This window comes from Microcoleus sp. AR_TQ3_B6, assembly GCF_036702785.1.
Lineage (GTDB): Bacteria > Cyanobacteriota > Cyanobacteriia > Cyanobacteriales > Microcoleaceae > Microcoleus.
Map to the genome: position 1 here is coordinate 16,067 of NZ_JAUBVJ010000072.1, position 26,687 is coordinate 42,753.

General features: G+C 45.3%; 15 protein-coding genes and 1 pseudogene. 8 read left to right on the forward strand and 8 right to left on the reverse strand.

Going from position 1 to position 26,687, the window contains the following annotated elements; translation table 11 throughout:
* The first annotated feature begins 198 nt into the window (after positions 1 to 198).
* Entirely contained in the window at positions 199 to 393 is a 195-nt protein-coding gene (locus QUB56_RS27005) for a hypothetical protein (RefSeq protein WP_332959346.1), read from the forward strand.
* Between the two features lie 112 nt (positions 394 to 505).
* Positions 506 to 1,357: a M48 family metallopeptidase gene (locus tag QUB56_RS27010; RefSeq protein ID WP_332959347.1), complete on the forward strand. Its 852-nt coding sequence runs from the start codon at positions 506 to 508 to the stop codon at positions 1,355 to 1,357.
* Positions 1,358 to 1,546: 189 nt separating this feature from the next.
* Here QUB56_RS27010 and QUB56_RS27015 read toward each other — a convergent pair whose 3' ends face one another.
* The 5 genes and pseudogenes from QUB56_RS27015 to QUB56_RS27035 form a co-directional block, all read right to left on the reverse strand.
* Positions 1,547 to 2,305, reverse strand: coding sequence for a metallophosphoesterase family protein (locus QUB56_RS27015; RefSeq protein WP_332959349.1), 759 nt, complete (start codon positions 2,303 to 2,305; stop codon positions 1,547 to 1,549).
* A gap of 329 nt (positions 2,306 to 2,634) precedes the next feature.
* The gene (locus QUB56_RS27020; protein WP_332959350.1) at positions 2,635 to 3,381 is read right to left on the reverse strand and encodes a DUF1995 family protein; all 747 of its coding nucleotides are present in this window, start codon (positions 3,379 to 3,381) and stop codon (positions 2,635 to 2,637) included.
* A 284-nt stretch (positions 3,382 to 3,665) separates the two neighbouring features.
* Complete coding sequence (locus QUB56_RS27025) at positions 3,666 to 4,397, reverse strand: cyclase family protein (protein WP_332959351.1); 732 nt, start codon at positions 4,395 to 4,397, stop codon at positions 3,666 to 3,668.
* Positions 4,398 to 4,565: 168 nt separating this feature from the next.
* Positions 4,566 to 5,636, reverse strand: a complete 1,071-nt coding sequence (locus QUB56_RS27030) for an acyl-CoA dehydrogenase family protein (protein WP_332959352.1) — start codon at positions 5,634 to 5,636, stop codon at positions 4,566 to 4,568.
* A 129-nt stretch (positions 5,637 to 5,765) separates the two neighbouring features.
* Positions 5,766 to 6,006 (reverse strand): annotated as a pseudogene (locus QUB56_RS27035) (sugar phosphate nucleotidyltransferase); the annotation flags it as partial.
* A gap of 359 nt (positions 6,007 to 6,365) precedes the next feature.
* Between QUB56_RS27035 and QUB56_RS27040 the strand changes: the two are divergent.
* A complete protein-coding gene (locus QUB56_RS27040) occupies positions 6,366 to 6,908 on the forward strand; it encodes an RNase A-like domain-containing protein (RefSeq protein ID WP_332959353.1) in 543 nt (180 codons plus the stop codon).
* Positions 6,905 to 7,204 (forward strand): contact-dependent growth inhibition system immunity protein, encoded by a 300-nt coding sequence (locus tag QUB56_RS27045; protein WP_332959354.1) that lies wholly within the window; start codon positions 6,905 to 6,907, stop codon positions 7,202 to 7,204. Before QUB56_RS27040 ends, QUB56_RS27045 begins: the two co-directional genes overlap by 4 nt.
* Positions 7,205 to 7,320: 116 nt before the next feature.
* Here QUB56_RS27045 and QUB56_RS27050 read toward each other — a convergent pair whose 3' ends face one another.
* The 3 genes from QUB56_RS27050 to QUB56_RS27060 all read right to left on the reverse strand — a co-directional run bounded on the left by QUB56_RS27050 (position 7,321) and on the right by QUB56_RS27060 (position 15,071).
* Entirely contained in the window at positions 7,321 to 8,649 is a 1,329-nt protein-coding gene (locus QUB56_RS27050; protein ID WP_332959355.1) for a GH39 family glycosyl hydrolase, read from the reverse strand.
* A gap of 187 nt (positions 8,650 to 8,836) precedes the next feature.
* A complete protein-coding gene (locus QUB56_RS27055; protein WP_332959356.1) occupies positions 8,837 to 12,343 on the reverse strand; it encodes a glycosyltransferase in 3,507 nt (1,168 codons plus the stop codon).
* Positions 12,344 to 12,494: 151 nt separating this feature from the next.
* A complete protein-coding gene (locus QUB56_RS27060; RefSeq protein ID WP_332959357.1) occupies positions 12,495 to 15,071 on the reverse strand; it encodes a glycosyltransferase in 2,577 nt (858 codons plus the stop codon).
* Between the two features lie 158 nt (positions 15,072 to 15,229).
* On the opposite strand from QUB56_RS27060, the gene QUB56_RS27065 reads away from it, so the two are divergent.
* From QUB56_RS27065 to QUB56_RS27080, 4 genes are all read left to right on the forward strand, one after another.
* Positions 15,230 to 17,548 (forward strand): tetratricopeptide repeat protein, encoded by a 2,319-nt coding sequence (locus QUB56_RS27065; protein ID WP_332959359.1) that lies wholly within the window; start codon positions 15,230 to 15,232, stop codon positions 17,546 to 17,548.
* 179 nt (positions 17,549 to 17,727) lie between these two features.
* Positions 17,728 to 19,020 carry an ATP-binding protein gene (locus tag QUB56_RS27070; protein ID WP_332959360.1) on the forward strand — a complete coding sequence of 431 codons (1,293 nt, stop codon included), beginning with the start codon at positions 17,728 to 17,730 and terminating at the stop codon, positions 19,018 to 19,020.
* A 413-nt stretch (positions 19,021 to 19,433) separates the two neighbouring features.
* Complete coding sequence (locus QUB56_RS27075; protein ID WP_332959361.1) at positions 19,434 to 24,629, forward strand: PAS domain S-box protein; 5,196 nt, start codon at positions 19,434 to 19,436, stop codon at positions 24,627 to 24,629.
* Positions 24,630 to 24,990: 361 nt separating this feature from the next.
* The gene (locus tag QUB56_RS27080) at positions 24,991 to 26,406 is read left to right on the forward strand and encodes a lipid-A-disaccharide synthase-related protein (protein WP_332959363.1); all 1,416 of its coding nucleotides are present in this window, start codon (positions 24,991 to 24,993) and stop codon (positions 26,404 to 26,406) included.
* Positions 26,407 to 26,687 lie beyond the last annotated feature (281 nt).

Below are 26,687 nucleotides of genomic sequence, written 5' to 3' on the forward strand. Positions count from 1 at the left end.
CAGGGCAGGGGACTAGCTTCGCATCCCAGGGTGTCGTGACTCAAAAAACGTAGACCTCGAAAGTCTTAGGCTGGTCAGGACGGCTCGCAAGAATCTCTTACAAGCCTCATGCCTTGAGGCTGAGGTTCCTGACAAATCGCTTAATTAACTGATAGCGACAGGAGTATGTTTACAAGCTCAGGACTTACGCAGACACCTATGAAAAAAAGATGCTGCCAAAGATCCGCTACCGCTGGCAATGACATACGTGATAGATGGGTAAGTCCTGAAGCTAAAAGATATTACCACAACGATCGCCCTAAATCCGCAGGACTTGGGCGCGATCGGCATTCGGCAGTTGACGGCGGTTGGTTGGCCGCGGGCGCCATGGCCGGAGGCTGGCGGGGCGGTTAAAAATGGGGAAAAAGCTAGAATAGCAACTAAGCAGCCTCAAATTGCGTCTGCCTATTTAGTGACTTTTCGAGTTTTTCCTAAACTTTGATCTAACTTCTCCCACGTATCAATCATGTTAAAAAGTTTTTGGTTGACTTGCCGGCGTACCGGAGGCCGGGGGATTTATCTGTTTCTGTCGCTGGTTGTGGCTGCGGGTATCTGGATCGTTTCCCCGGAAGCGACTCAAGCATTTTCTTTGCCTGAACTAATTTTTCGGGGCATTCAAATTATTCAATTGTCGAATATGTCCGATCGCCAAGAGGTGACTATTGGCCGACAAATTAATCAGCAGTTGGCGAACAGCGAGTTTAATATTGACAGCGATCGCGACACTACACTATATATCAACCGCATCGGTCAGCGACTGGCTCAAGAAAGCACTCGCCCGAATATTCCTTATACTTTTCAAGTGATTGACGACGACAATATTAATGCTTTTGCGACAATGGGCGGTTTTGTTTATGTGAATAAAGGTTTGATGGCGGCGGCGGACAATGAGGCCGAATTGGCAAGTGTGATCGCCCACGAAATCGCTCACATTAGTGCTCGCCACGCGATTCAACAAATGCGTCAAATGGCAATCGCCAGTGGTGTAGCTTCGGCGACTGGACTCGATCGATCTCAGGCGGTTCAGATTGGAGTGGAATTGGCTTTGCGGCGCCCCCACAGCCGCCAAGCTGAGTATGAGGCGGATCGGTTGGGATTGCAAACAATGGGGCGATCGGGCTACGCTCAATCTGGGATGATTGATTTTATGAAAAAATTGCTCAACAAGCCTTCTCCTCCGAGCATTTTGAGCACTCACCCGGCTACTGCCGATCGCATAGCTGCTATCGAGCAGGCAATCGACCCGGCTCTCGAAAGCGGTGAAGGTTTGAATAATGCGGCTTACAAGCTAGAAATCCGCAGGCTTTTGGGATCGTAGCAATTTTAAATCTGTCAGGCGCTCTCTTGTGTTATCTTCTCTTTTCTTACTTCGCGCTCTTGGCCTCTTCGCCGTTCGTTAAAAAATAAATCCAGTTAGTAGGGTGCCCCGGAAGCAAGTCAATTTGGATTTTATCGATCAGACTTAAAGTGACGCACCCTACAACTACAAATTGATTTAACGCTCCTGTTAAAAAACAGGCTTGCTCGCAGATTTTGGGGGTGCAATCTGCTGCTGCTTCAATGGTCTGACAACTTCGTCAAGCGGCAAAATTCGGACTTGATGGTTAAATACATTTACTTGATAAACTCTGCGGTAGCTGAGGTCAAGTCCTGTCAGCCAGCCACTTTTGTGATGATAAGCACCCGTGTCAATATCCAACCACCCTTGGCCCCTGACTAATTCCCCGGGTCTGACGCCCTCAAAGGTAAAAGTAATCGTGTGACCCGCAATAATTAATTTATTGGGAAAATAGGGTTTCGATATGGTGTGAAATTCCTTGCGAATCCAACAGAGTTGTTCGCTCGACTGCTTGTCAATTGGCATATTGGGGTGGACGCCGGCGTGAACGAGCCAGATGTCCCCTAAGTCCCGGTGGGTGGGGAGCGTTCGCAGCCACTCTAAGTGTTTGTACGGCATCATCCCTGTATCTCTGTAACTCGCTACTGTGGCATCGCCCCCGCTGTACAGCCAAGATTGCCACGCTTGCATATCCATCGGCACCCCCGACAAAGCCTCTAGCATCATTTGTTCGTGGTTGCCCAGCAGAGTTTGGTAGGGGCTTTGCTGGACAAAATCTAATACTTGAGCACTTTTGGGGCCACGATCGATTAAGTCTCCTAAAAAATAGACGCGATCGTCCGAGCCGGGGGCAAGTGCCTCTAGCAGGGTCATTAAGCCGTCGTGATGCCCGTGTACGTCCCCGATAACAATGCGCCGGTGCTCCATTGTGTTTATCCGCTTGCCTGAATCAAAAGCCAAATCTTTAGCTTATAGCATCTGATGTTGGTGCTATTTGCCTCCCCTCTTTTGCGGTGGAGTGGTGTAACCCATTATACTGCTTTATATAAAGATTCTGTAAAGCTCACTACTATCTGTTTGCGTACCTAGTGATAGAAATACAGGCAAGCTGTTAAGTGTGGTTCTGCAACTGCTGTTACTGAGCCCAAGCTTTCAGTGATTTCACGCTGTAGGAGGCCTCAGCCATTAGCCGATGGATTAAGTCCAAAATAATCCTAGCTGACGCACCCTACTATACGATCGAGCCTCTTCGGCTGTCACTGAGTCAAAGCTTTGAGGAATGTCTGGAGCTCTGCCAAAAAACCTTTCTTTTTGAGAGGTTTTGCAGGTGTGGTGGAGTCAGGATCGGCGCTGGGGAGAGAAGCGGCTAAAATCCGCTCTAAATCGTCTCCGACAGGCTTTTGGGCGGTTTCAGAAATTAGTTCGTATTTGTCGTTTGTTTCCAGCCAGACTTGCCAGGATTGGGGGTAGCAGCGGAATAAAGCTGCAGTGTCTAGGGGTCTGATGTAGTAGCAGGATTCGATTTTGCTCAGGAATCGATCGCGCAGTTGGCGGCCCGCATAGCCTATACCTATGGTAGCAACATCTTCGAGGCGCGGGTTGAGTAGAATTACTGGGCGACCGGCCGCAGCTATGTAGAGTTTTTCGACTTGGGCCACTTCTACAGCCGCCGGGTTCACCAGCAGGAACAGTTCGTCTTCCGGTGCTATTTTATCTTCAACAGGAGTGCGACTGCTGCCCAAATCAGTAACTTTAAACGGTGTTTCTCCCCAGTCGCGGCGGGCGAGGGCTGCAGCACCGGTGTCGGGAAAAAAGACTTTGACTCCGGGGTAGATTTCCTCAAATTCTGGGAGGAATTGTTGGGTTATAGACTGTGCTTGCAGTGCGATTTCTGGAAATACTAATTCGACTTGCAGTAGAGTTTTGCCGTCCGAGAGGGCGGCGGCGGTTGCAATGCGGGATTGGGCGATCGCCTCGTTGAGATCCTTAGGCAGTTCTGTCATTAATCTTATTGTTTTTACTCGACTTCTCTCAATCTAATTTTACCTGAGATACTGCACCATTCTCAATTAGCTGTTTAGGAACAGGCAAGATGCCTGTTCCACAAGAAAATTCACTCTTTGTGGAACAGGCATCTTGCCTGTTATTGAGCAGGGTGCAAGATGTAATATCCAATCCGTTAGCATCGGAATAGTAAATTCGAGTTGACTGTTGACGCCGTGAACAGTGAACAGTCAACAGTCAACATCATTCCGGTGTAACCGGAAACGATGTAAGTTTTACCGCCTTAAGCAACAAAAGCTAACACCGACACAGGCGAGCCGGAACCTCCCAAAAGGCGCAATATTCCGATAACTAAAGTGATGTCAGCCGCCGGTAAAAAGTCGAGATTTGCCAAATTTTCCAGCACTATTCGCTGCTTTTCCAATACCACTTTGTTAACCGCAAAACTTTCATCTCGCCCGGGATCTACTCCGTGAGTGTCGGTTCCAACTCCGGCGATAGAGCGTTCTTCTAGCAAAAATTGAGTTGCTGCTTTGCCAAATCCGGGAAAGTGGCAAATCCCGCGATCGTCTCGGTTAAAAAATGCTTCCTCGTTATCCCATTTTTCTTGCCAGCCAGTATACAATAAAACTAGACTTCCCGGTTCTATAAGTTTGTGCTGCCGTTCCCAAGTCAATATATCATCAATTGTTAAAGTATAGTCGGGATTCGCAAGACTTTGCTCTCGGATGTCGATCGCAATTGCAGGGGAAACTAGCGACTGCGACGAATAACTATCAATGCTGGCGCCTCCTGCATAAAAGCTGTTGGGTGCGTTGATGTGAGTGCCGCTGTGTTCTCCCATTGAGAATTTTCGCAGGAAATAGCCGTTTTTTTCTATTTCAGAGACTGTGGCAATTTCTGTGGCTGGATCTCCGGGCCAGATGGGAATATTGGGGTGGATTGAATGGGTTAAGTCTATAATTTGGCTGTAGGCGATCGTTTTGAGATTATTTAAGTTTAATTGGTTGGTCATATCGTTGGCGATTGTTTTTGAAGTATTTAACCGCAGAGGGCACAGAGTTAGAGAAGAGAGGGATGGATGATTCGCAGCCGAAGCGATTTGATATCATTAGGTAAAGTAGATTGATTATTTATTAAACATGGTTGATTTTTTGACGGTCTGCGATCTCAATCTCAAAGCTCAAATCTCAAATTCGCTTAGTCGATCGAGCGTGGCTGCCATCACATCCTTTGTTTGCCCGGCAACAGTATACACCAAAGCTTCTCGATAAACTCTCCCGGCCGGGTGAACAATACCGTTAGCAGCACCGCTAGAAACTGCAACCGCAGCGTGCCCGCAACGCACCGCTAAATCAATGGCTTGAGCTCGCAGCGCTAATTGTTCTGCTTTCGAGCTATGTTGAGATTGTTGGAAATTATCTTTTAGCCGATCGAGCTTTTGCTCTAGTTTTTGGCAAGCCGCCACTATAAAAGGTGAATTTTTAGCAGCCGCCGCTGCTGCAATTACATCCAATCCCGCTCGAATACAGCCAAAAGTACCCGGCACAAAATTCAGTATATTTTTGCTGTCGTTTTCCGACATCCACCCGACAGGTTTAACCGAAATTATTTCCGATTCGTGCAGCCACCAATTATCGAGAGTTGCTGTCACAGTATTAGTCGAGTTCATGGCGATTAATTGCATGATCTCGCTGAATATTATTTTACCATATTCGCGTTCAATATTGGCAAAAGGCAGCAAACCGAAAACAGCGCGCTCGTCAGGAAGTACCGCAGCTACAATAAACTTTTGAAACAAGCCAAAACCTGTTATCCAAGGAACTTTTCCTGACAGTAAATAGCCATCTTTTTCGGGAGTGGCGGTGACGGCCCGATTGCCCGATCGCCTCAAATGCGAAAACCCAACACCCAAACGTAACTCTTTTTGGGCGATCGCGGGCAAGTATCTGCTTTTTAGCATTTCATTGTCGCTGTTGGCAAGCATAGAAATTGCGCTGTGGTGCTGAGTTTGCAGAAAACACAAAGCACCGGAATATCGAGCAGTCAATTCCTGATATTGGTAATAAATCTCCGGTGCAATTTCCGCGCCGCCCCATTTTTGGGGAACTCGCAACGCTAAGAGCGATCGATCTTCCAATCCAGCAACTGCTGTTTTCAGCGCTTCCGAGTCGCTGTCGATAATTTCCGCCTGGGGTGCAACGCACTTTTGTAGGTAATTTTCTGTGCTGTTGAGAATATCTTGGTAATCCATTTTTTATATATTTTATAGTAATTTTTACCATTACTTAGTCAAGTTTCATAGCCCACGCATAGGTAGCTATAAACCAGGTTTTTCCAACTTTTGCGACGAGTCACGATAAATCTACGAAGAAACCCGGTTGCGGTATAAGCAGAGAGTAAAGTCATTGTTCATAGCTTCATAATTGAGGAAATATTCTTTAATCATGTTGCCGCGATAGCCCAAGCACACAATAAAGTTTTGGAAGCCGTAGTGGGCATAGATTTTCATTATGTGCCAAATCATCGGACGCCAGCGGACATCAACTAGAGGTTGGGGTTGAAATTCTGTTTCTTCTCGCTCGACGAGTACCGAGACCACCTGCTAGGATAACTACTTGCATTTTTTAATTTTTTTAAATATAATCAATTAATTTATCATCAATCATCAGGGATTATTTCAAAAAATAATTAACATTTTATCATAGTCAGTGAAGCTTTGTAAACCACTGAAATCACGAACTATTATAAATCATGGTAGAGTGCTGCGTGCTCCGCGTGTATTTATGAATAATCCTAGAGTGCGCGCCGATTACCATGTATTTAAATACTGCTCGCAATTTCTAACTAACAGTAGGGCGCGTACTGCTCACCGTATATTTGAATGCTGGGCGCAATTTATAACTTACGAATGGTATATTATAAAATAAACGAAAAAAACAGCACACACCTATACTAAATATAAGAAATAGATTAAACAGCAATGAAAATTCAACTCAATCGCCTAAAAAAGTTTTTAGGTATCCTGTGTGCGATCGCCTCAATAACCGTCTTATTCCACTCGACAATACCCACTGTAGACGGCGCCGTTTTTGCACAGGAAGGCTCAACTATACCCGGACAAACCACCGTAGCTTTTGCACCCAATATACCGGGCGGCGGATTAGACTTTCACGAAGCAGCAGGAGGACACACTTTAGAGAGACACGTTGGCAAAACAGAAGCACAACTAGCACAGCGACTCGCAAGCGAAACGAGAATTTCTGCCGCATCTTCCTTTACTAACCGTTCCGTCGCCGAAGTGGCTATTGCGGAAGCAATGAACAGAAATCAAAATGCGATCGACTCCTGGGTGAAAAGTCGCGGCAATCGTTATACGATCGACTACAACGCCAACCGAATAATTGGCATTACTCTGCGCCGCCGCGCATCCAAAGCAACTTCAGCATCTCGCCTGAAAATAGTCCTCCAGCGCAGCGCCAAGTTACCTCCCGGATACTTTATTCTCACAGCCTATCCCGAATGACAAATCAATTTCCTCATTTAACCCAATTTTTCAGTTCCTACTTTCACCAAGACTGGCCGCTAGAAGCTGACATTCCCAGTGATGTAGTGAACAACTACCGCAGCAGCGAACCGCCCGCAAGTGTTGAAGCTGCATCGCAAGAACTCAGAAAACTGCTAGAAATGCCGATCGCCCCAGCCGATTTAGAAGCATTCATCCTCGATGAATTAGGGTGTTACTACGACCCCAAATCCGCAAATCAAACAGTCAGAGAATGGTTGGAATCCGTGCAAAAGTCTTTGACAAATCCCAGCTAAACTCTATATATTTGTAAGAATGCCGCTATATATTTGTAAGGACAAGGCTATATATTTGTAAGGACACGACACTGCCGTGTCCTACAAGTTATCCACAATTCAATAGGATAGCTAGCTCACTTGCTAACCGTCAATAAGTAGCCCTCGTGGACGTTGAAATTAGGGATAACATAAGCCAAGCTGCCGCTAGTAACCGAAACTTTTTCTTCTTTAACGGTGACAAGCTTTTGCACTGCTCCTTCTTCATTATTGGGAATCTTTTCTAATTTTAGAGTAATTTGCTGACCCCTTTGAATACCTAGCTGCTCCAAATTTCCGAGGCTTAATGTTACCCTTGTTGCTGAGGAATAATTGCGGTCGAAATAACCTAAAAGTATCTGTGCTTTACCTTCAGGATTTGACTTGCTGGCTAAAGCGACAAGGCGATCGTTATCTGACCGACTCCGCACCCGCGAATTAACTCCGTCAGCATAAGCTTTGTAAGTCCACCAAGCGGCTCTCGGCTCAAAAGTATTAGGCGTGACCATCCCACTCAGCGTATTGTTGAAGCAATTGCTAACTTTATTTGGCCCTTTAGTATCCCAACAAGCTCTGCAAGCACCGTCAGCTTTTGCATACTCTAAGTTATATAAATAACCTAAGATTTCCCCCGGCTGGTACTGCGCTAAGTTCCCCACAATTTCGTTGACGTAAATTTTTTGCAATTTCAGTTCCTTGTAAGAAGGACTTTGCTGAAAATTGCGTTTAGCCTCAATTACGTGATCGTCAACAAATAAAATCATCGTGTCGTTAAGTTCGTGCCATGAGAGGAAGTTTACTTCAAGTTTGTTAGCCTTGCAGTAATCCAAAAAAGCGGCGAGATATTCTTTGCTGTAGCGGCCGAGGCTCGGCCCGCCAATCATGGCTGACGGCCCCAATTCTTCCCGCAAGATTTTGTAAGCTCTTTTGTAAGTTTCAAAGAATTGTTCTCTGCTTCCCTTCCAAAATGGATCTGTCCAATCTGGCTCATTCCATACATCCCAAATAATTTTTTTGCCTTTATTTTGCTGGGCTAACTGTCGGATGAATGCTTCCCACGCGGGGTAGTTTTGATAGGGCCAGCCATTGGGATTGGTACCGTAGCCCCACAAGTCGCTGACTACTAACTGAAACTCGGCTCCGCTGGCGATTACTCGATCGTAAAGATCGAGTCTCCCAACCCGCCACAATTTCGGCTGCAAGGGTTTGATAGAACTATCAGGCGGTTTTGCGGTGTCGATTCCGTGCAGGATGCCGCTCATGGAAATTGTACCGGTGGCTGGCTGTCCAAAATCTACTGTAACGTTCGATCGAACTTGGGCGACAGTTGGTTGCTGTCCCCAATATGTGATTAACAGGAGAGTCACAATAGCTAAACAAATTGGCAGCAGTTTATTAATAGGTTTGAACTTGAAGCTGAATTGCATATTGTATGGGTGAGTTTTTAACTAAAACTGTTAGGGTATTCAGAAACCCAGAAGGGCGGTTACGGAGGCTTCGACATGAAAGTTGGGCGAACCGCACCGCCCTTACATAAATGGGATATATCGGTGTGATGCTTTTGATGTTAAGATTGCCCTGCCGATGCGAAATGACATTCTGTCATCCAAAGTCCTAACGAACAGACAAGGCAACTTCAAAACCCTGTATTGATTCTATCAATTGTTGCCACCCTTCGGAATGAATTAGCGAGTAAGTATCGAGTTTAACGCCTTTTTGTGAAGAGAACACCGCAAAACTTGCGATCCAGCTCAAGATGGTTTCGGTTGTCAACAGTGGCGTACATTTCCAAGATGACTGCAAATTCTCCACCATCCCGGACACATCCCCGCGCTCGCAAGCTTCCCATGCCTTCCATACTAAATAGTAGTAATTGAGCATACTGTCAACTTGCTGGATCTGCTTTTGGACTTTGGGGGCGATAGATGATTTTTCTTGATTGCTGCTAGGGGATAAGGCTTGTTCGATGACCTCTGCGTATTCCAAAAGCATCCGTTCTTCCTGGAATAATTCTTCGGCCCGCAGTTTGCAAGCTTGTCCTGTGAGCCTCCGCAATTCTGGATTTTGGGCCCATAGTTCTACGGTTGTAGCTAACTCTTGTGCTGTCTTTTGCGGGTCGATTCTAGGATCGGCTATCAACTTTCCCGTCTGTCCCAATTCTTCGGGAATGCCGCTGACTGCTGTGGCAATTACGGGCAATCCTTTCGCCATTGCTTCCATCACTGCTAGCGGCATTCCCTCTGCTTCGGAAGATAAAATAAAGATGTCGCTGGCGTCTAACCAATCGGCAATATCCCATCGCTGACCTAGGAATTTAACCTGTTCGGTGACTCCTAATTGGCTCGCAGTTGCTCTCAATTCAGGCTCCATATTGTCGTGAGTGGTAGAACCGGGGCCGGCCCACAGAAAGTATAGCTGCGGCCAAACTGGACGATTTTTAAGTTGGGCGATCGCCTGCAATTGATACTGATATCCTTTAATTGGAGTCAATCTCGCCGCTGTAAAACAAACGACAGCATTTTCGGGGATTCCTTGTTCTTGACGCAGGCGTTGGCGGGTTGAAAGATTCGGCGGTTCAAAATAACTGTGCGGTCTCCCATAATAAATAACTTTACCTCGTTTTAGAGGCACTTTAAAAATTCTTTTGAACAAGTTAAAATTTTCCTGGGACACTGCTACTACTGCTTTGGCTAAATCGTATTGATAGGAGACAGCCTTAAAATAGGGAATTTGATCGCCCCGATCGAAAGTTGCATAATTGCGACCCATATAACCGAGAGTAACTATGTACGGTATATTCTGCTTAATAGCAACTTGTTTTGCCGCAAAATTAGCCATCGGCGAGCCGTCGCTAAATATAATTAAATCTGGTTGAGCCTGGGCGTAAATCTTTTGAGCATCATCTAAATTGTAAGTAATTCGCAATAACTCTTTCATCGTGTCGAAGTCTAGCCAAATATGTTCGATGCCTAACTGTTTTTGTTCGCTAATTAAAGGGTTAGAAGCTTTAGTTTGAACGCTAATAACTTGGTATCCTTCGGCTACTAATTTACACATCAGCGAGTGGTTAAACTGAGCTAAACCTCCCACTCCGTGGTCTTCTGCGTACAGTAGTATGCGGGCTTTTTGCGGTTGGGAAAGCGAAATATGTGCAGGTGGAAATTGAGGAGAATTGTTAGCAGCAACCACTACGATATCTTGCCAGTCTTTTAAATTGGTTAAGGCATAAGTATCAAAGTCGATACCGTATTCTTGCGAAAGACTCCTAAAAGTTTCTAACCATTTAAATACTGTTTCCGTACCTGTAAAAGGAGTGTAATGAAGAGATTTCTCCAAACACTCAACCATCTCTGCCAAATATCCATTACGGTACATCCGCCACGCTAGCCATACTAAACACCTGTAACGTTCCGCGCGTTTCAAGTCGCGGATGTATTGAGGTAAGTCTAGCCGCGCGAAAAATTGCTCCATCACAATTTCCATATTTTTCATTACTTTGGAGCCGCTGGACATGAGATTACTGTCGTGCTGGCGATAGCAGGTTAATATCTCTTTTAACCAAACTGGATTGCAGCCTTTTAAAGCTAAACGCAAGACAAAATCTAAATCTTCAGCTAGCGAAAAGCGAGCATCAAAACCCCCCAAGCGTTCCCACCACTCTCGCCGCAGCATCAGGGCGCTGGAACGCACTGATTTGTACAAAACTAAGCTTTGTAAATCTAATTGGGGTGCTTCTTCCCAAGGCTTTACTCCATAGATGCCTTCGTCTTTTTTGTCAACTATCAGCCAACCTGTCTGCACCAAATCTAATGTGGGGTCAGCGTCAAAGCAAGCAATTTGTTTTTCGAGTTTTTCTGGGAGGAAGAAGTCGTCGCTGTCGAGAAAAGCTAAAAATTCGCCTTTGGCTAGTTGGCAGCCCCGATTCCGAGCTATTGCTGGCCCTTGATTTTCTTGATAAACGTACTGAATTAAATCGCAGTAAGGCTCTAAGATTTGGCGAGTGTTGTCGGTCGAGCCGTCATCTACGACAATAATTTCCCAGTCTTGGTAAGTTTGGTATATCACGCTTTCTACTGCTTTAAGTATATAGCAATCGCAGTTGTATGTCGGGATAATTACGCTGACTCGCACTGTTTTCTCAGGGAGAATGCTAGAAATTAATTTTTTCCATTCGGGTAAGTTTCTTAAAGATTCCATATTGCGGGGAAATCCGTAAGCTTTACAGCACCAACCCAGACGATTTATCCAATCTCCTACGGTTTTTTTGGCAGAGTAAGGAGTATAAGCGAAAGATTTTTGGTAATACTCAACCGCTGACGCCGGATAGCCGGTATAGTACAAGTGCCATGCCATCCATGTCAGTGCTTCGTAGAAAGCAGGATTTTCTAAGTCGCGGATGTGCTGTGGCAAATCGGGTTTATTGAATAAGTTTTGTTTTAATTTAATATACAGATTTGCTTGTTCGATCGATTTTTTAATTGACACATTTTTGTCATGCTGGCGATAACATACAGTCACCTGGGGTAGCCAAGCAGATTCGCAGCCTAACAATGCTAAACGCAATACTAAATCGGCATCATCTACCGAATCAAACTCTGAGTTAAATCCCCCTACATTTTCTAACCACTTTCGCGAAAACATCATGGCGCTAGGAAGTACGGGCATCTGTACTATCCATGTTTTTAAGTTTAATGTTGGGAAATATTCCCAAGATTTGATATCAGAAATTGTCTCTCCTTGCTGGTTCACTAAACGCCAGCCGCTATTGACAATTCCTAGTGATGGCTGAGCGTCAAATAACGCAACTTGTCCAGCTAACTTATCGGACAAGAAAAAGTCATCTTGATCTAAAAAAGCAATTAATTCACCTCGAGATTCCTGAATTCCTCGGTTGCGGGCGGCAGCTACTCCTTGGTTTTCCTGATAAAAGTAGCGAATTCTGTCAAAATAAGGCTGCAACGCTTGGCGAGTGTCGTCGGTTGAGCCGTCGTCTACGACGATAATTTCCCAGTTTTTATAGGTTTGGCTGATGACGCTTTCTACCGCTTGCGCAATGTAGCGATCGCCATTATATGCAGGTATAATTACGCTGACTTGTGGTGTCGAATTGGCCATTGACATGAGTTTGCTCGGTGATAACGAATGGTTTGGTAACACAACACAGATTTAGAGGCCGATACACAGATTTTTGATCGTTGTTGGGCCTGTAAAATAGAATTTTACTGATATTTGTGGCTGTACTGCTGACAGCCACCTCACTTTAAAATGTCAATCAGGTGTTTGAGGGTAGACAAAATACAGATTTAATCCCCTGTAAGCCCTCTACCAATTGTTGCCATTCTGCTGAGCTAGTCAGAGAATATGTATCTAAATGATGCCCTTTTGAGGAGGAAAAATTGCCAAAAGATTCTATCCAGTTTAACATCGTTTCTGTACTAAAAAAAGGCGTATACTCCAAAGATTCTTGGAGCCTGTTTTGCATCCCGATTAGATCTTCTTGGCAGTAAGCGTGCCACGCTTTCCACACTAAAAAGTTGTAGCGCACCCCGCTTTCTACCTTCGCCATCCACCCCTGCACCTGTTGTTGAGTAACCAATTGATTTCTTTCGCAATCAGAAAGTAAAGCTTTTTCGATCGCCTCCACAGACTCGGCGAGCATCCGCTCCTCTTTAAACATTTTCTCAGCCCGCTGCTTGCAAGCTTTGCCGATTTGGCTGCGCAATTCTGGATTCATCCCCCAAGCTTCTAAAGTTTGGGCCAATTCCCTCGCTGTTCCCTCCGGATCGGTATTCGGATCGGGCAACAACTTCCCAGTATCGCCGAGTCCTTCTGGAATCCCGCCGGCTGCCGAAGCAACTACGGGCAATCCTTTAGCCATCGCCTCCATGACTGCAAAAGAAGGTGCTGCATCGCCGAGAGATGTCAAAATGAATATGTCGCTAGCATCCAGCAAATCTAGGATATCCCAGCGCTGTCCGATCAACTTCACGCGATCGCTCACTCCTAACTCTCTCACAGCTTCCCTCAATTCTCTTTCTAGAGCCCAATACCTTTCCTCGCCATTTCCGGCCCAGACAAAATAAAGTTTAGACCACACCGGAGACTGCTTCAACTGTTTGATTGCTTCGATCTGATATCGATGCCCTTTAACGGGTACCAATCGAGCAGATGTGAAACAGACAATCGCATCTTCAGGAATTTCTAACTCTTGCCGCAGGCGTTGGCGAGCCGAAGGATTAGGAGGTGCAAAATATTCAGGAGAGCGCCCCAAGTAAATCACTTGCCCCTTATCTTTGGGTAAGTCAAAGTCATCGCACAATAAATTCAAATGTTCATAAGCGCCAACAATCACCGCTCTAGCTTGCAGGCACTGATACAGCACTCCCTCTCGATAAGGCACTACATCCCCGTAGGCAAAACTTGCGTGATCTGGCATGACTAACCCGATTACCATCATGTATGGTATTCCCATCTGAATAACTACCTGTTTAACTGCAAAATTGGAATAGGGCCAGCCATCGCTAAAAATAATCAGATCGGGTTTATGAGTAGAAAAAATCTCTTGTGCATCCTCAGTATTTCTTAACACCCGCGCTAAATCTCTCTGGCTGCTAAAATCCAGCCACAAGTGCTCTATACCTAACTCTCGTTCTCGCTCAACCAAGGGGCTAGAATGTTTGGTTTGCACGCAAGTGACTCGATAGCCTAATAGGGCTAACTTACAGAGAATGGCATGATTGTACTGCGCTAATCCTCCCACGCCCGGATCGTCCGTGTTGTAGAGTAGAATGTGCCATTCCTTAGGGGATAGCGTCGCTTCACGCGCTTTTGGAGCTGTGGAAATAGAACTCTGTTGGGATGGGGGCGGATTAGTCATAACCCTCAAAATTATATCTTGCCATTCCCCTAACTGACTCAGGGAATAAGCGTCAAAATTGTCGCCGTATTCTTCAGAAACGATCTGAAAAGTTTCCAGCCAATTCAAGACTGTTTCCGTGGGCGAAAAAGGGGTATATTGCAATGACTTTTCCAAACACTGGGCCATCTCTGCTAGATAACCGCCGCGATACATCCGCCATGCCATCCACACCAAGCATTGATAGCGTTCCTGGTTTTTTAACTTGCGGATTGACTCAGGCACATCAAGTCTAGCAAAGAATTTTTCCATCAGAATTTCTGTATTCTTCATTAGCGGAAAACCGCTTGACATGAGATTGGTATCGTGCTGGCGATAACAGGTAAGTATTTCTTCTAACCAAATAGCTTTGCACCCCTTTAAAGCTAAACGCAAGGCAAAGTCTAAATCTTCCGTCGGCGGCAGGGCAGAATCGAAACCCCCCAAGTATTCCCACCACTTACGCCGCAGCAGCATCGCGCTTGGACGCACACATTTATATAAAATAAAGCTTTCTAAATCTAATTTGGGCGCTTGCTGCCAAGGCTTGACAGCAGAAATCTCTCGCCCGGTTCCATCGACCATTAGCCAACCTGTTTGCACCATATCTAATGTGGGATCAGCGTTAAAGCAAGCTACCTGTTTCTCTAGCTTGGATGGTAGGAAATAGTCATCAGCATCTAGAAAAGCTAAAAACTCGCCTTTGGCTAGCTGGCAAGCACGATTCCGAGCTATTGCGGCTCCTTGATTTTCCTGATATATGTAGCGAATTCTGTCAAGATAAGGCTGCAATACTTGATGGGTGCTATCTGTCGAACCGTCGTCTACAACTATAATCTCTAAATTAGTAAAAGTTTGACCTAGGGCGCTTTCAACCGCTTGCACGATGTAGCGAGATCCATTATATACAGGTATAATTACGCTTACTAGCGGTGTCCGAGTGGCTGTTGACATTATTTGGCTCGCTGTTAACCTATGATTATCTAGTTTATATTAATGTCGCGGACATTCAGCACTATTCTGTGCTCGGTAGCTCTACTTACAGAAATTTGAAGTTTGGCAAATTCTAGCATATAATCTTACAGGTAGTCATTACTCAAAAGGAAAATAAAATGAATTCAGAAACAGTGGAAGTGAATTTCCTGCAGCAGGCAGAAATTTATTTAGCTATGGGGAACTTCGAGCGGGCGATCGCACTTTGCCAACAATTTTTAGAATTGCAGCCCAACTCTGCCGAGGCTTGCAAAACTTTAGGAAAGGCGCTGCAAGCTCAGGGTAAACTAGAAGACGCAAGGTATTGGTATAAAGTTGCGATCGCCTACCAACCGGATTTTGCCGAAGCTTTTGCCAACCTCGGTACTCTCTGCGCTACCTTGCAGCAATGGCAGGAGGCGATCGGCTGTTACCAAAAAGCCATCTCCCTACAACCTGACTGTGCAGGATTTTACCGCAATTTGAGCCGGATCTTTTCCCAAGTCGGCTCTTCTGAGGAAGCTGCTGAATGCTGGTATCAAGCACTCATGCTCGCACCCGTAGAGATCACCGAAGAATATCTCGATTTAGGTAATACTTTATTGGCGCAAAATAAAACTCAATTAGCATTAATATGTTACCGTCGTAGCATTCAGTTAAACCCCAGTTGTTGCGAAGCTTATTATAAATTAGCAGATGCTGCCTGCTCGCTGCAACAGTGGGAAGAAGCGATTACTAACTACCGGAAAGCTATTCAAATTCAGCCCGACATTTCGGATTTGTATTACAAATTAGGAAATGCTTTGCAAGCAACGGGGCTATTAGATGAGGCCGTCAAAAACTACCACGAAAGTATAAATTTAAATCCCAATTCTTCAGTGTGTTACTACAATTTAGGCAGTGTATTGCTCAAATTAGAAAAATGGCAAGAAGCGATAATTGCCTATCGCACAAGTGTTGAAATCAACCCGGGTTTTCCTTGGTCTTACTATAGCATCGGTGAAGCTTGCGACAAATTAGAAAAATGGTCGGAATCCGTCGCAGCTTACCAGCGCGCTACTGAATTAGACCAAAAATTTTTCGCAGCTTTTCACAAGTTAGGAGATGCTCTCTATAAACTAGAAAAATGGTCAGAAGCTGAGGCTGCCTACGAACGGGCGATCGCACTAGATGCAGATTTATTTTGGTCTCATTATAACTTAGCTTTGACTTTAGTTAAACTTCAAAAGTTTGCCGAAGCAACCCTCGCTTATCGGCGGGCGATCGCACTCAATCCAGAATTTTCTTGGACTTACCACAATTTAGGAGAACTGCTGTTAAAAACCCAACAGTGGAAAGCAGCAGCTACCGCTTACAGACGTGCTATTAAACTCAATCCCAGTATATCTTGGTCTTATTACAATTTAGGCGATGCTTTGACTGGACTTCACAGGTGGGACGATGCTGTTTCTGCCTATCTTGGCGCACTTCAAATTGACCCCTCTCTCCCGAATATTTACAAAAAGTTAGGTGAGGCTTTAACAAAAAAAAGTGGGGTAACTGTAGACTTAGCAACTAGCTATTATCATCACGAAATGCAGCCACTATACTCTCCTGAATTTTACTGTCAAGTAGCACAAAATTTTGCAGAGAGCGATCGGCTCAACGAAGCGGCAGTATTGTACTCGATGGCATTAGAAATCAGACCAACAGATCCAGAAATATCCCAAAAATTAGAGGATATTTTAGAAAAACAGCGTCAAACAGGGGAATCTAGTATATTATTAGAGTTAGAGGCTCATGACATTCGCGATCGCTACATTAGCCGAGTAGTCAAAGGCAAGACTTTTGCAGAAGTTGGCGGCTTGTGGGGAACTGTCAGCGAAAAAGTATCTGTCGCTAGCAAATACGGTGCAGTTTCTCTGACAATGATTGATGCCATGCCGGCATTCCTCCACTGGTGGCAAGATTTTCGCGATCGCATGACAAGTTTAAATATTGCTAATTATCACTGTATCAACCAAGATATCACTCAGATTCAGCTTGCAGACATTGGCGAGCCTTACGATGTAGTTCACTGTGCAGGAGTTTTGTACCATCACCCCCATCCGTTGCAGATTTTAGTTGCCTTGCGTCAGATAACTCGCGAGCATTTAATTTTCACTTCAGCTATTACCCAAGAAGTTATAGAGAATGAGTTTGGTCGCTATGAAATTGCCGCTTCTGGAGTAATGTTTGTTCCCGCTTTGGACGAGGCAGAACGAGCTATTTTAACAGCTTATTGGCGGCCATACATCAACAACAACCAACTTATAGGGATAACGGAGAAAGCAGTTTTTGACATGAACGATTTTGCGCCGTGCTGGTGGCTACCTACAGCTACTGCTTTAGAATCTATGTGCAAAGTTGCGGGATTTAAAGTTTTAGACAAAGGATTGACTTGGAACAATAATGCTTTGACTCTCCTATTGGGGATTTGAGGATTGGTAAACGAACAATAACAGGACTTGCTTGTGAGCAAACGGCTAAACACCCGGTTTATGACCGGATTCCTCGTTTTATTTACCCACTATTCCTACTATCAACCGGGTGTTAGCCGTAAGTCCTAAATAAAATAGCTGCCCACATCTTTTGTGAATAAAACAGAAGAAAATAATCAATGAACAATCATCAATCAGGGATGCCCTTAGGAAACATTTTAGTAGTAGACGATACAGCAGAAAACCTGCGTCTGTTGTCTGCGATGTTGACTCAGAGCGGGTACACCCCCCGCTGCGTGATTAACGGAAAAATGGCTCTGAGAGCCTGCAATTCTAATCCGCCGGATTTGATATTGCTCGACATAATGATGCCGGGAATGAACGGCTACGAAGTCTGTCAACACTTGAAATCAGAAGCGAAAACTCGCGAAATTCCGGTAATTTTTATCAGCGCTAAAGATGAAGTATTCGACAAAGTAAACGCATTTGCTGTGGGAGGAGTTGACTACATCAGCAAGCCATTTCAGTTTGAAGAAGTGCTCGCCCGCATCGAAAGTCACCTCAGCCTGCGGAATTTACAAAAGCAGCTAAAAGAACAAAATGTGCTGCTGCAAGAAGAAATCACGAGCCGCTTGGCCGTCGAAAAAACTCTTCACGAAAAAAACCAAATCCTGCAACAAGAAATCAGCACCCGTCGCGCCGTTGAAAAAACCCTCCAAGAGCAAAATTTGGTACTCCAACAAGAGATATCGAACCGCCAGCGCGCCGAATCGGCTCTCTTAAAATCTAACCAAGAATTGGCGCGTTCAAATGCGGAACTAGAACAATTTGCTTATGTGGCTTCTCACGACTTGCAAGCGCCTTTAGCAACCATTGCCAGTTACGCGCAACTTTTAGAAAAACGCTACAAAGACCAACTCGACAGCAAAGCTAGTAAGTTTATCGGCAATATCGTTCAGGGCTGTACGAGAATGCAAACTTTAATTGACGATTTGCTCGAATATTCGCGCGTTGGCAGGAGTCAGAAACCTTTTCAACTGACAGATTGCAATCACGCAGTCGAACAAGCACTCGCGAACCTGCAAGGGGCGATCCGCGAGACTCAAGCAGTTGTCACCTACAGCGAATTGCCAGCGGTAATGGGGGATATTTCTCAGCTCGTACAGCTCTTTCAAAATTTAGTCGGCAATTCGATTAAATATCGCCACGATGCACCGCCGGTGGTTCATATTACTGCTTGTAAACAGGAGAAAGACTGGTTATTTTCTGTCTCGGATAATGGAATTGGGATTGCGACGCAGCATCAAGCACGCATCTTTCAAATTTTCCAGCGCTTGCACACTCAAAAAGAATATTCTGGGACAGGTATTGGTTTAGCAATTTGTCAAAAGATTGTGGAACGTCACGGCGGATATATTTGGGTGGAGTCGGAACCGGGTCAAGGTTCAACTTTTTACTTTACTCTGGCTTAATTGAGATATCCTTTCGGCAGAAGGTAGAAGCTAGAAGGCAGCGGAAGCTGAATTAAATCTTATATTTTAAGGCAGAAGCTAGAAGGTACAAGGTAGAAGTTAGTACCATTTTAGATTTGAGATTAAAGAATTGAATAATTGAGAATGACTGTGATTATCTGGGTTGGAAGCACGGGCTTACAGTTGCATTCTTTTTTTTAACTGATATAAATTGTCAGTTAGAATAAAAAATGTTTAGCGTTGACATTTGAGTTACTGCGTGATATAATTATAAGTATTAAACATAATTTTTGTAGCGCTAGCTCACACCGCAATAGAACGGCCGATGTAGATGTAGGTGCAATTCAATAACAGCCGCGGAAATAAAAGGTGAAATCCAAGTTAGTTTAAGATTTTTTTGATTAAGAAATATTATGAAAGCAGTTTTTAACTTAGCTTTGCCTCCTATCTGCTTTAAAGTTCTGTTAGTAGAAGACAACCCTCAAGAAGCTGAGCTTATTGAAGATTTGCTGTCAGGAATTGGCGGCGTGCAGCGTATAGTGCTGACGAAAGTAGAGCGCCTCAGCGAAGCGCAGCAGCGATTGAATGAAGAAAATTTTGACATAATTTTATTAGACCTTTCACTGCCAGACAGTCTGGGAATAGAAACGGTTGCTCGGGTACAAGAGTACGGAGTAAATGTGCCGATCGTAGTTCTGACTGCCCAAAACGACGAAGAGCTTGCCCTGCGGTTGATTTCGGTCGGCGTACAGGATTATTTAGTCAAAAGAAAAATCGACAGCGAACTGTTAATTCGATCGCTCCGTTACGCCAGAGAACGCCAGAATAGTCAAGATGCTTTGCGAAACAGCGAAGAAAAATATCGCTCGGTGGTGGAAAATTCCCTGATCGGAATTGCCATCATCGCTCCCATTATTGACCGCGAAATTCCTCAAAATTGCAATTGGATAGAAGTAAACGATGCCCTGTGCAATTTGCTCGGCTACGAGCGCTACGAACTCGTGCAAAAGAATTGGCGGGAGTTGACTCATCCAGAGGATTTGGATGCCAATTTTGAAAAAATTTCTCAGATGTTAGCAGGTAAGATCGACGGTTACATCTTAGACAAAAGGTGGCTCAGAAAAGACGGCGAAATAGTTCACACGCGAGTTTCCCTGCGCTGCATCCGCCGCCAGGACGGGTCGATCGACCGGATGATTGAAGTAGTGTTGGACGTGAGCGATCGCTACCGCTACGAAGCCAAACTGAAAGCGTCAGAAGAATTTTTAAACCACACCATAAATGCTACGCCCGACCCAATTTTTGTCAAAGACGAGCAACACCGCTGGATGATATTAAATGATGCTTTTTGTCAGTTGGTCGGCAAATCGCGGCAAGAACTGCTCGGCAAATCAGATTATGACTGTTTCCTCCAATCAGAAGCTGCTTTTTTTTGGACAAAAGATGAAGAAGTATTGAGAACGGGAATCTGCTTGGAAACTGAAGAAAAATTCACAGACACGGCAGGGAAAGAACATATTATCTCGACCAAGAAAAGCGTATTTAAAAGAGCCGACGGCAGTAAAGTAATAGTAGGCACAATTAGAGATTTTACCGAATACAGACGGCAGCAAAAAGCTCTGGAACAAAGCGAAGCTCGATTTCAAAAACTCGTAGCTAACCTGCCGGGAGCAATTTATCAATTACGAAGGTCGCCAACTGGAGAAATATCTTGTCCCTACGTCTCTTCAGGCAGCCGCCAACTCTACGAATTAGAAGCAGAAGCAATAGAGCAAAATGCCAAACTGATGTTCAGCGGAATTAACGCAGACGATCTCTTAGATTTAGAAGCATCGATCGCAATTTCAGCCGCTACCCTGGAACCTTGGCAGCAGCAGTGGCGGCAGACTTTGCCATCTGGAAAAGTTAAGTGGCTGCAAGGAGCGGCGAGACCCGAAAGGCTCAATAATGAGAGCAAATCTGGGAGCGAAGGCGATATTCTCTGGGACGGTTTAGTGATGGATATCACTGAATTAAAGCAGGCACAAACAGAGCGCGATCGCTTTTTTACGATTTCCTTAGACTTGCTTTGCATTGTCGGTTTTGACGGCTATTTTAGACGGTTAAACCCGGCTTGGTCTAATGCCCTAGGCTACAGCATCGCCGAACTTTTTGCCAAGCCGATGCTCGAATTTGTTCATCCAGACGATCGACAAGCCACCGCAGCCGAAGGGGAAAAACTCCTAGCCGGTACGTCCAGTATCTCCTTTGAAAACCGCTATATCTGCAAAGACGGTTCTTACAAATGCCTGCTGTGGACGGCATCGCCATTTAGTGAAGAAGGTTTAATCTACTCCGTCGGTCACGATATTACCTCTCGCAAACAAGCCGAGTCAAAACTCCAGCGACAAGCAGTAGCAATGGCCGCTGCTTACGACGGTATCGCGATCCTCAATGCTAGTGAAGAATATATTTATTCAAATCAGGCTTATCTCAAAATGTACGGCTTTTTAAATCCCTCCGATTTATTGGGAAAAAGTTGGAAACTTTTTTATGACAGACCAAAAATTCAACAAATTGAACGAGAAATAATGCCTGAGTTACATAAAAAAGGATACTGTAATATAGAAGCAACTGGTCAGCGGCGAGACGGTACTTTTTTTCCTCAAGAACTTTCGCTGACCATGCTTGCAGGTGGCGAGATAATTTCTATAGTCCGCGATATCACTAAGAGAAAACAGGTAGAATCAGCACTGCGATCGAGCCGGCGCCGCTACCAAACTTTAGCAGAAGCATCGCCAGTTTGTATATTTCACACCGATACCTTGGGAAATTGCCTTTATGTGAATCAGCGGTGGAGCGAAATCACGGGATTAAACGCAGAAATAGCAGCAGAAAGCGGCTGGATGAATGCCATACATCCCGATGATGCGGAGCGGGTAAAAAATGAATGGAATCGAGCAATTTTTGAAAAAATTCCTTTTAAATCAGAATACCGCTTTCAGCGTCCAGACGGTCGTGTAATTTGGGTGATCGGTCAGGCAATTGCAGAAATCGGAGACAAGCAGGAAATTAAAGGCTATATCGGCACTATTACTGATATTAGCGATCGCAAGCAAGCAGAATTAGATTTGCTGCGAGTTACTCAAGCCGTAGAAAGCACCAGCGACGCCATCGGCATTGCTGACTTGACAGGGCGATCGATCTACCACAATCAAGCCTTTGTTCAGCGGTACGGCTACACAGCAGAAGAACTGAACGCAGCAGGCGGAGCAGCGGCGCTTTACTCCCAAACTCAAGTGCTGGTAGAAATGTTTAAAACCATCCGTAAAGGCAAATCTTGGCAAGGCGAACTCAAAATCAAAACTAAAACCAACGAACTGGTAACCACTTTATTTCGCGCTGACTGCATTAAAGATGAAGCTGGCAATTTAATCGGGCTAGTGGGAGTAATTACCGACATCACCGAACGCAAACAAGCCGAGCTCGCGCTGCTGCAGCAATTAAGGCGAGAACGGCTGGTAGTTGCCATGCTCGATCGCATTCGCTCCTCTCTCAATTTAGAAGAAGTCCTCACCACTGCTGTCGAACAAGTGCGGCAATTTTTGCAAACAGACCGCACAGTTATTTACCGCTTTAATCCCGACTGGAGCGGCTTTGTACTTGTGGAAGCGGTGGCAAAAAATAGAATTTCAATACGAAGTTTGAACAATCTCGATCGGTGTTTTACAGAGAAATTTCTTGATATTTACCAGCAAGGCTATACTCGCTCTGTGGAAGATATTTACAGTGAAAATCTGAGCGAAGGCTACCTTGAATTTCTCGAAAAAATTGAAGTGAAAGCTAAGTTAGTAGTGCCGATTTTAAAAGCACGAGAAAGCATTTCCCAAGCCCAACCGACAGCAGAAAATCAGCTCTGGGGACTGCTGATCGCTCACGATTGCAGCGGCCCCCGTTCCTGGGATGCCTCAGAAATAGAATCCCTCCGGCAATTGTGCGTCCAATTGGCGATCGCGATCCAGCAATCGACGCTATTTCAACAAGCACAAACCGAAATTGCCGAGCGCAAACTTGCAGAAGCTGCCCTCCAACAAGCCGCATTAGTCGCAGAAAGCGCCAACCGCGCCAAAACCGAATTTCTCGCCAACATGAGCCACGAACTCCGCACGCCTTTAAACGGCGTTTTAGGTTACGCTCAAATTCTCAAAACCGACAAAGACTTAAGCTCCGATCACCAAGAAAGTCTCAGCAATATTCAACAGTGCGGTCAACACCTGCTGATGTTAATCGACGATGTTTTAGACCTTTCCAAAATCGAAGCTAGAAAAATGGAACTCTACCCGGAAGAGTTAAATTTTCTACATTTCACAAAAAACATTGCCGACCTCTTTCAGATGCGAGCCACTCAAAAAGGAATTTCCTTCACTTACGAACAAGTATCTCCCTTGCCTAGCTGCGTCCGTGTCGATCAAAAAAGATTGCGCCAAATTCTCATAAATTTACTCAGCAATGCCGTTAAATTTACGGAAACCGGCGGAGTGACTTTCAAAGTCGGCTATGTCGGCACGGGGGCCTGGAGTCGAGGTCAAGGAGAGAATTATGAATTCTCGATTTTGAGTTCGGAACTAAAAGAAAATTATATGCGCTTCACTCACAATGCGAAGGCAGCCAAACACGCTTTAAAAATCCGCTTTCAAATCGAGGATACCGGCACTGGAATAGACCCAAGCAAGTTAGAAGAAATATTTTTGCCCTTCCACCAAGTAGGAGGTAATACCTTTATTGAAGGTACAGGTCTAGGACTCTCGATCAGCCAGAAATTAGCGAAACTGATGGGAAGCGAAATTCGCGTCAACAGCACTTTGGGAAAAGGCAGCACTTTTTGGGTAGATTTAGAGCTGCCCTCCGTCAAACGGTACAAGGAGGTGTCTCCTTTGCGGGAAAAACGCTGGGTAGTCGGTTTTGTCGGTAACAAGCGCAAAGTCCTAATCGTGGACGAAAATCAGCTAAATCGCGATTTGTTGTGCAGGCTGCTGGGGCGTTTGGGCTTTGAACTTGTAGAGGTAGAAAACGGTCAAGAATGCCTCTGCAAAGCTGTTGAATTTCAACCGGATGTGATTTTAATCGACTTGCGGATGCCTGTAATGGATGGCTTAGAAACTGCAAGGAGACTGCGGCAGTTGCCGGAATTAAAAGATGTAGTGTTAATTGCTATGTCAGCTAGCGTTTTCGAGGCTACGCAGCAAGAGAGCATCCTCGCAGGGTGCGATGCTTTTCTTCCCAAGCCGATCGAAGCAAATCACTTTTTGGAACAGTTACGCGTGCACTTGGGACTAGAATGGATTTACGAGGAATCTTCGGAAAGCCAAAAACGCAAAACTCTCAGTTTGTCACCAGCATCTGATTTTCCTGCTTATTCTTCTCTGTTACCTGCGGCTTCTGAGTCGGTAGCAAAAATTTTGAAACTCGCAGCTATGGGCGACATTGAAGAAATTTTTGAGGAGAGTGCTAAGCTGGAAAGTTTAGATCAAAAATTAGTGCCGTTGGTATCGAAGCTGCGCCAACTTGCTAAGGGATTTAAACTCAAACAAATTCGGAATATTTTAAAGCAATATATCGAGGGGAAATAGTAGGACGATCGTGGTTGAAAGCTTGCCTGCAACCGATCGTCTAGATGCGCTGCAGCTTACCGCTGCGTTATGAAAGCCGGAGATCGGGCAATTGTCGATCGGGCAATTGTCACTGCAGGCGGTCGTAAGTCCCCACATTAAACAAGTTGTTTTGCCACGGAATAATTAGCCCTCTAGCGAGTCCGAGCAACTGCTGTTAAATGCCAGATATCTTTGGGTACAGCAGGGATTTTGATCGGCGCCTGCTCGGGTTCGCTCTTACCGTGTTTTGTACTATTTCAAACAACAATTTTCTGGTAAACTAAAGTGTAAAGTTGCCTTTGATCCCTAGACAGAAGTCCCAGGGTTGGCAGGCTATTTTTTGACAATAGAGTTTTTGAGAGAGTTGGGATTGAAATTACTTTGCCTCAGTAACGGCCACGGAGAAGACGCGATCGCCCTTCGCATCTTGCGGGAACTGCAACAGCACCCACATCCCCCAGAATTAGCCGTGTTTCCGCTAGTGGGCGAAGGGCAAGCTTTTGCTCAACTAGAAAACGCCCGCATCATCGGCCCGGTGCAGCGGATGCCTTCGGGCGGCTTTATTTACATGGACAGAAGGGAATTTGTGCGCGATGTCAGAGGCGGCCTGATTCAGTTGACCATAGCTCAGTTTAAAGCCATCCGCGCTTGGGTGCGGACGCAACAACAGTCGGGGAATCAAAACGGCGTTATTTTAGCCTGCGGGGATATTGTACCGCTGCTGTTTGCTTGGCTCAGCGGCGCGCCCTATGCCTTTGTCGGTACGGCAAAGTCTGAGTATTATTTGCGCGACGAGGACGGGCCTTTGGCTCGCAAATCCTTCGCAGGATCTGGGTGGATTTGGTCGCGATCGGTTTATTTCCCTTGGGAGCGCTGGTTGATGACTCGTGAGCGCTGTCGGGCTGTTTTTGCCAGGGATGCGCTCACCGCCGAGACTTTACAAAAGCTGGGAATTCCGGCTTACAATCTCGGAAATCCGATGATGGACGGACTCGAACCGGAAAACCCAGCGGGTTTTTACGGTCCTGACGCAGAGTTTCGGGAAAGCTCGCGATCGCTCGTCATCACGTTACTCCCGGGTTCTAGAGCGCCGGAAGCCTATGCTAATTGGCTGCTAATAGTAGAGGCTGTAGCCGGAATTTTGTCGCTGTTTGCCGAGCGCAAATTGTTATTTTTCGGAGCCATTTCTCCCGAGTTAAATTTAGAAGCTTTGCGACCTAGTTTAGAATTTTTCGGCTGGCGACAAGACGGCGAAACTAGAACGCACCGGCGAGAAGGAAGTATTTTGCGACCTCCTGTTTCCAGTCATCAAGAAATTCGGAAAGAATCTCCTAATTTGCTATTGCCCTTGACATTTGTCCAGAGAAACGCCACGATGATTTTGACTCAGCAAAGTTTTAACGATTGTTTGTACGAAGCCGATTTAGCAATAGCAATGGCAGGAACGGCTACAGAACAGTTTGTAGGTTTAGGAAAACCCGCGATCGCCATTCCCGGAAACGGTCCGCAATTTACTCCCGCTTTTGCAGAAGCTCAAAGTCGCCTGTTAGGCCCGTCATTAATTTTAGTCAAACATCCCGCCGAAGTTGCCGGCGCCATGAAGTCTTTGTTCCGCGACCCCGACAGGTTGCAGCTAATCGCTGAAAATGGCTGGCGCCGCATGGGAGAACCCGGTGCAGCAGCCCGAATTGCCAAGTGTTTAATTCAGCGGTTCGGCGGTGAAAGCAGCAATTCTCAATTGCCGACCACACACTAGCAACACAACATTATTGATGTCCCTACCGAATATCTTTAATTCTACTTTCTTTAAAAAAAATCTTGTTCAGTAACTACTAACTCCCCTTGTATGCAGTGAAGAATGCAAGTCCTCTGATTTTTATCAGGACTTGCATTCCGATACTGCAAACCAATTTTATTGTGGTTGTTCGAGTAGGGTGCGCCGGGCCGCGCAGCTTACTAAGGATCGCGAATTAAATAACTTACAATTTTAATTATTATTGTGGGATGGGCGTCCCGCCCGTCTTTTAAGGACGGGCG

Bases quoted from the DNA above. Each gene is read 5' to 3' on its own strand.
- QUB56_RS27060 (WP_332959357.1), bottom strand. From the start codon at position 15,071: ATGTCAACAGCCACTCGGACACCGCTAGTAAGCGTAATTATACCTGTA.
- QUB56_RS27075 (WP_332959361.1), top strand. From the start codon at position 19,434: ATGAAAGCAGTTTTTAACTTAGCTTTGCCTCCTATCTGCTTTAAAGTT.
- QUB56_RS27025 (WP_332959351.1), bottom strand. From the start codon at position 4,397: ATGACCAACCAATTAAACTTAAATAATCTCAAAACGATCGCCTACAGC.
- QUB56_RS27015 (WP_332959349.1), bottom strand. From the start codon at position 2,305: ATGGAGCACCGGCGCATTGTTATCGGGGACGTACACGGGCATCACGAC.
- QUB56_RS27030 (WP_332959352.1), bottom strand. From the start codon at position 5,636: ATGGATTACCAAGATATTCTCAACAGCACAGAAAATTACCTACAAAAG.
- QUB56_RS27010 (WP_332959347.1), top strand. From the start codon at position 506: ATGTTAAAAAGTTTTTGGTTGACTTGCCGGCGTACCGGAGGCCGGGGG.
- QUB56_RS27065 (WP_332959359.1), top strand. From the start codon at position 15,230: ATGAATTCAGAAACAGTGGAAGTGAATTTCCTGCAGCAGGCAGAAATT.
- QUB56_RS27070 (WP_332959360.1), top strand. From the start codon at position 17,728: ATGAACAATCATCAATCAGGGATGCCCTTAGGAAACATTTTAGTAGTA.
- QUB56_RS27020 (WP_332959350.1), bottom strand. From the start codon at position 3,381: ATGACAGAACTGCCTAAGGATCTCAACGAGGCGATCGCCCAATCCCGC.
- QUB56_RS27055 (WP_332959356.1), bottom strand. From the start codon at position 12,343: ATGTCAATGGCCAATTCGACACCACAAGTCAGCGTAATTATACCTGCA.
- QUB56_RS27005 (WP_332959346.1), top strand. From the start codon at position 199: ATGAAAAAAAGATGCTGCCAAAGATCCGCTACCGCTGGCAATGACATA.
- QUB56_RS27040 (WP_332959353.1), top strand. From the start codon at position 6,366: ATGAAAATTCAACTCAATCGCCTAAAAAAGTTTTTAGGTATCCTGTGT.
- QUB56_RS27045 (WP_332959354.1), top strand. From the start codon at position 6,905: ATGACAAATCAATTTCCTCATTTAACCCAATTTTTCAGTTCCTACTTT.
- QUB56_RS27050 (WP_332959355.1), bottom strand. From the start codon at position 8,649: ATGCAATTCAGCTTCAAGTTCAAACCTATTAATAAACTGCTGCCAATT.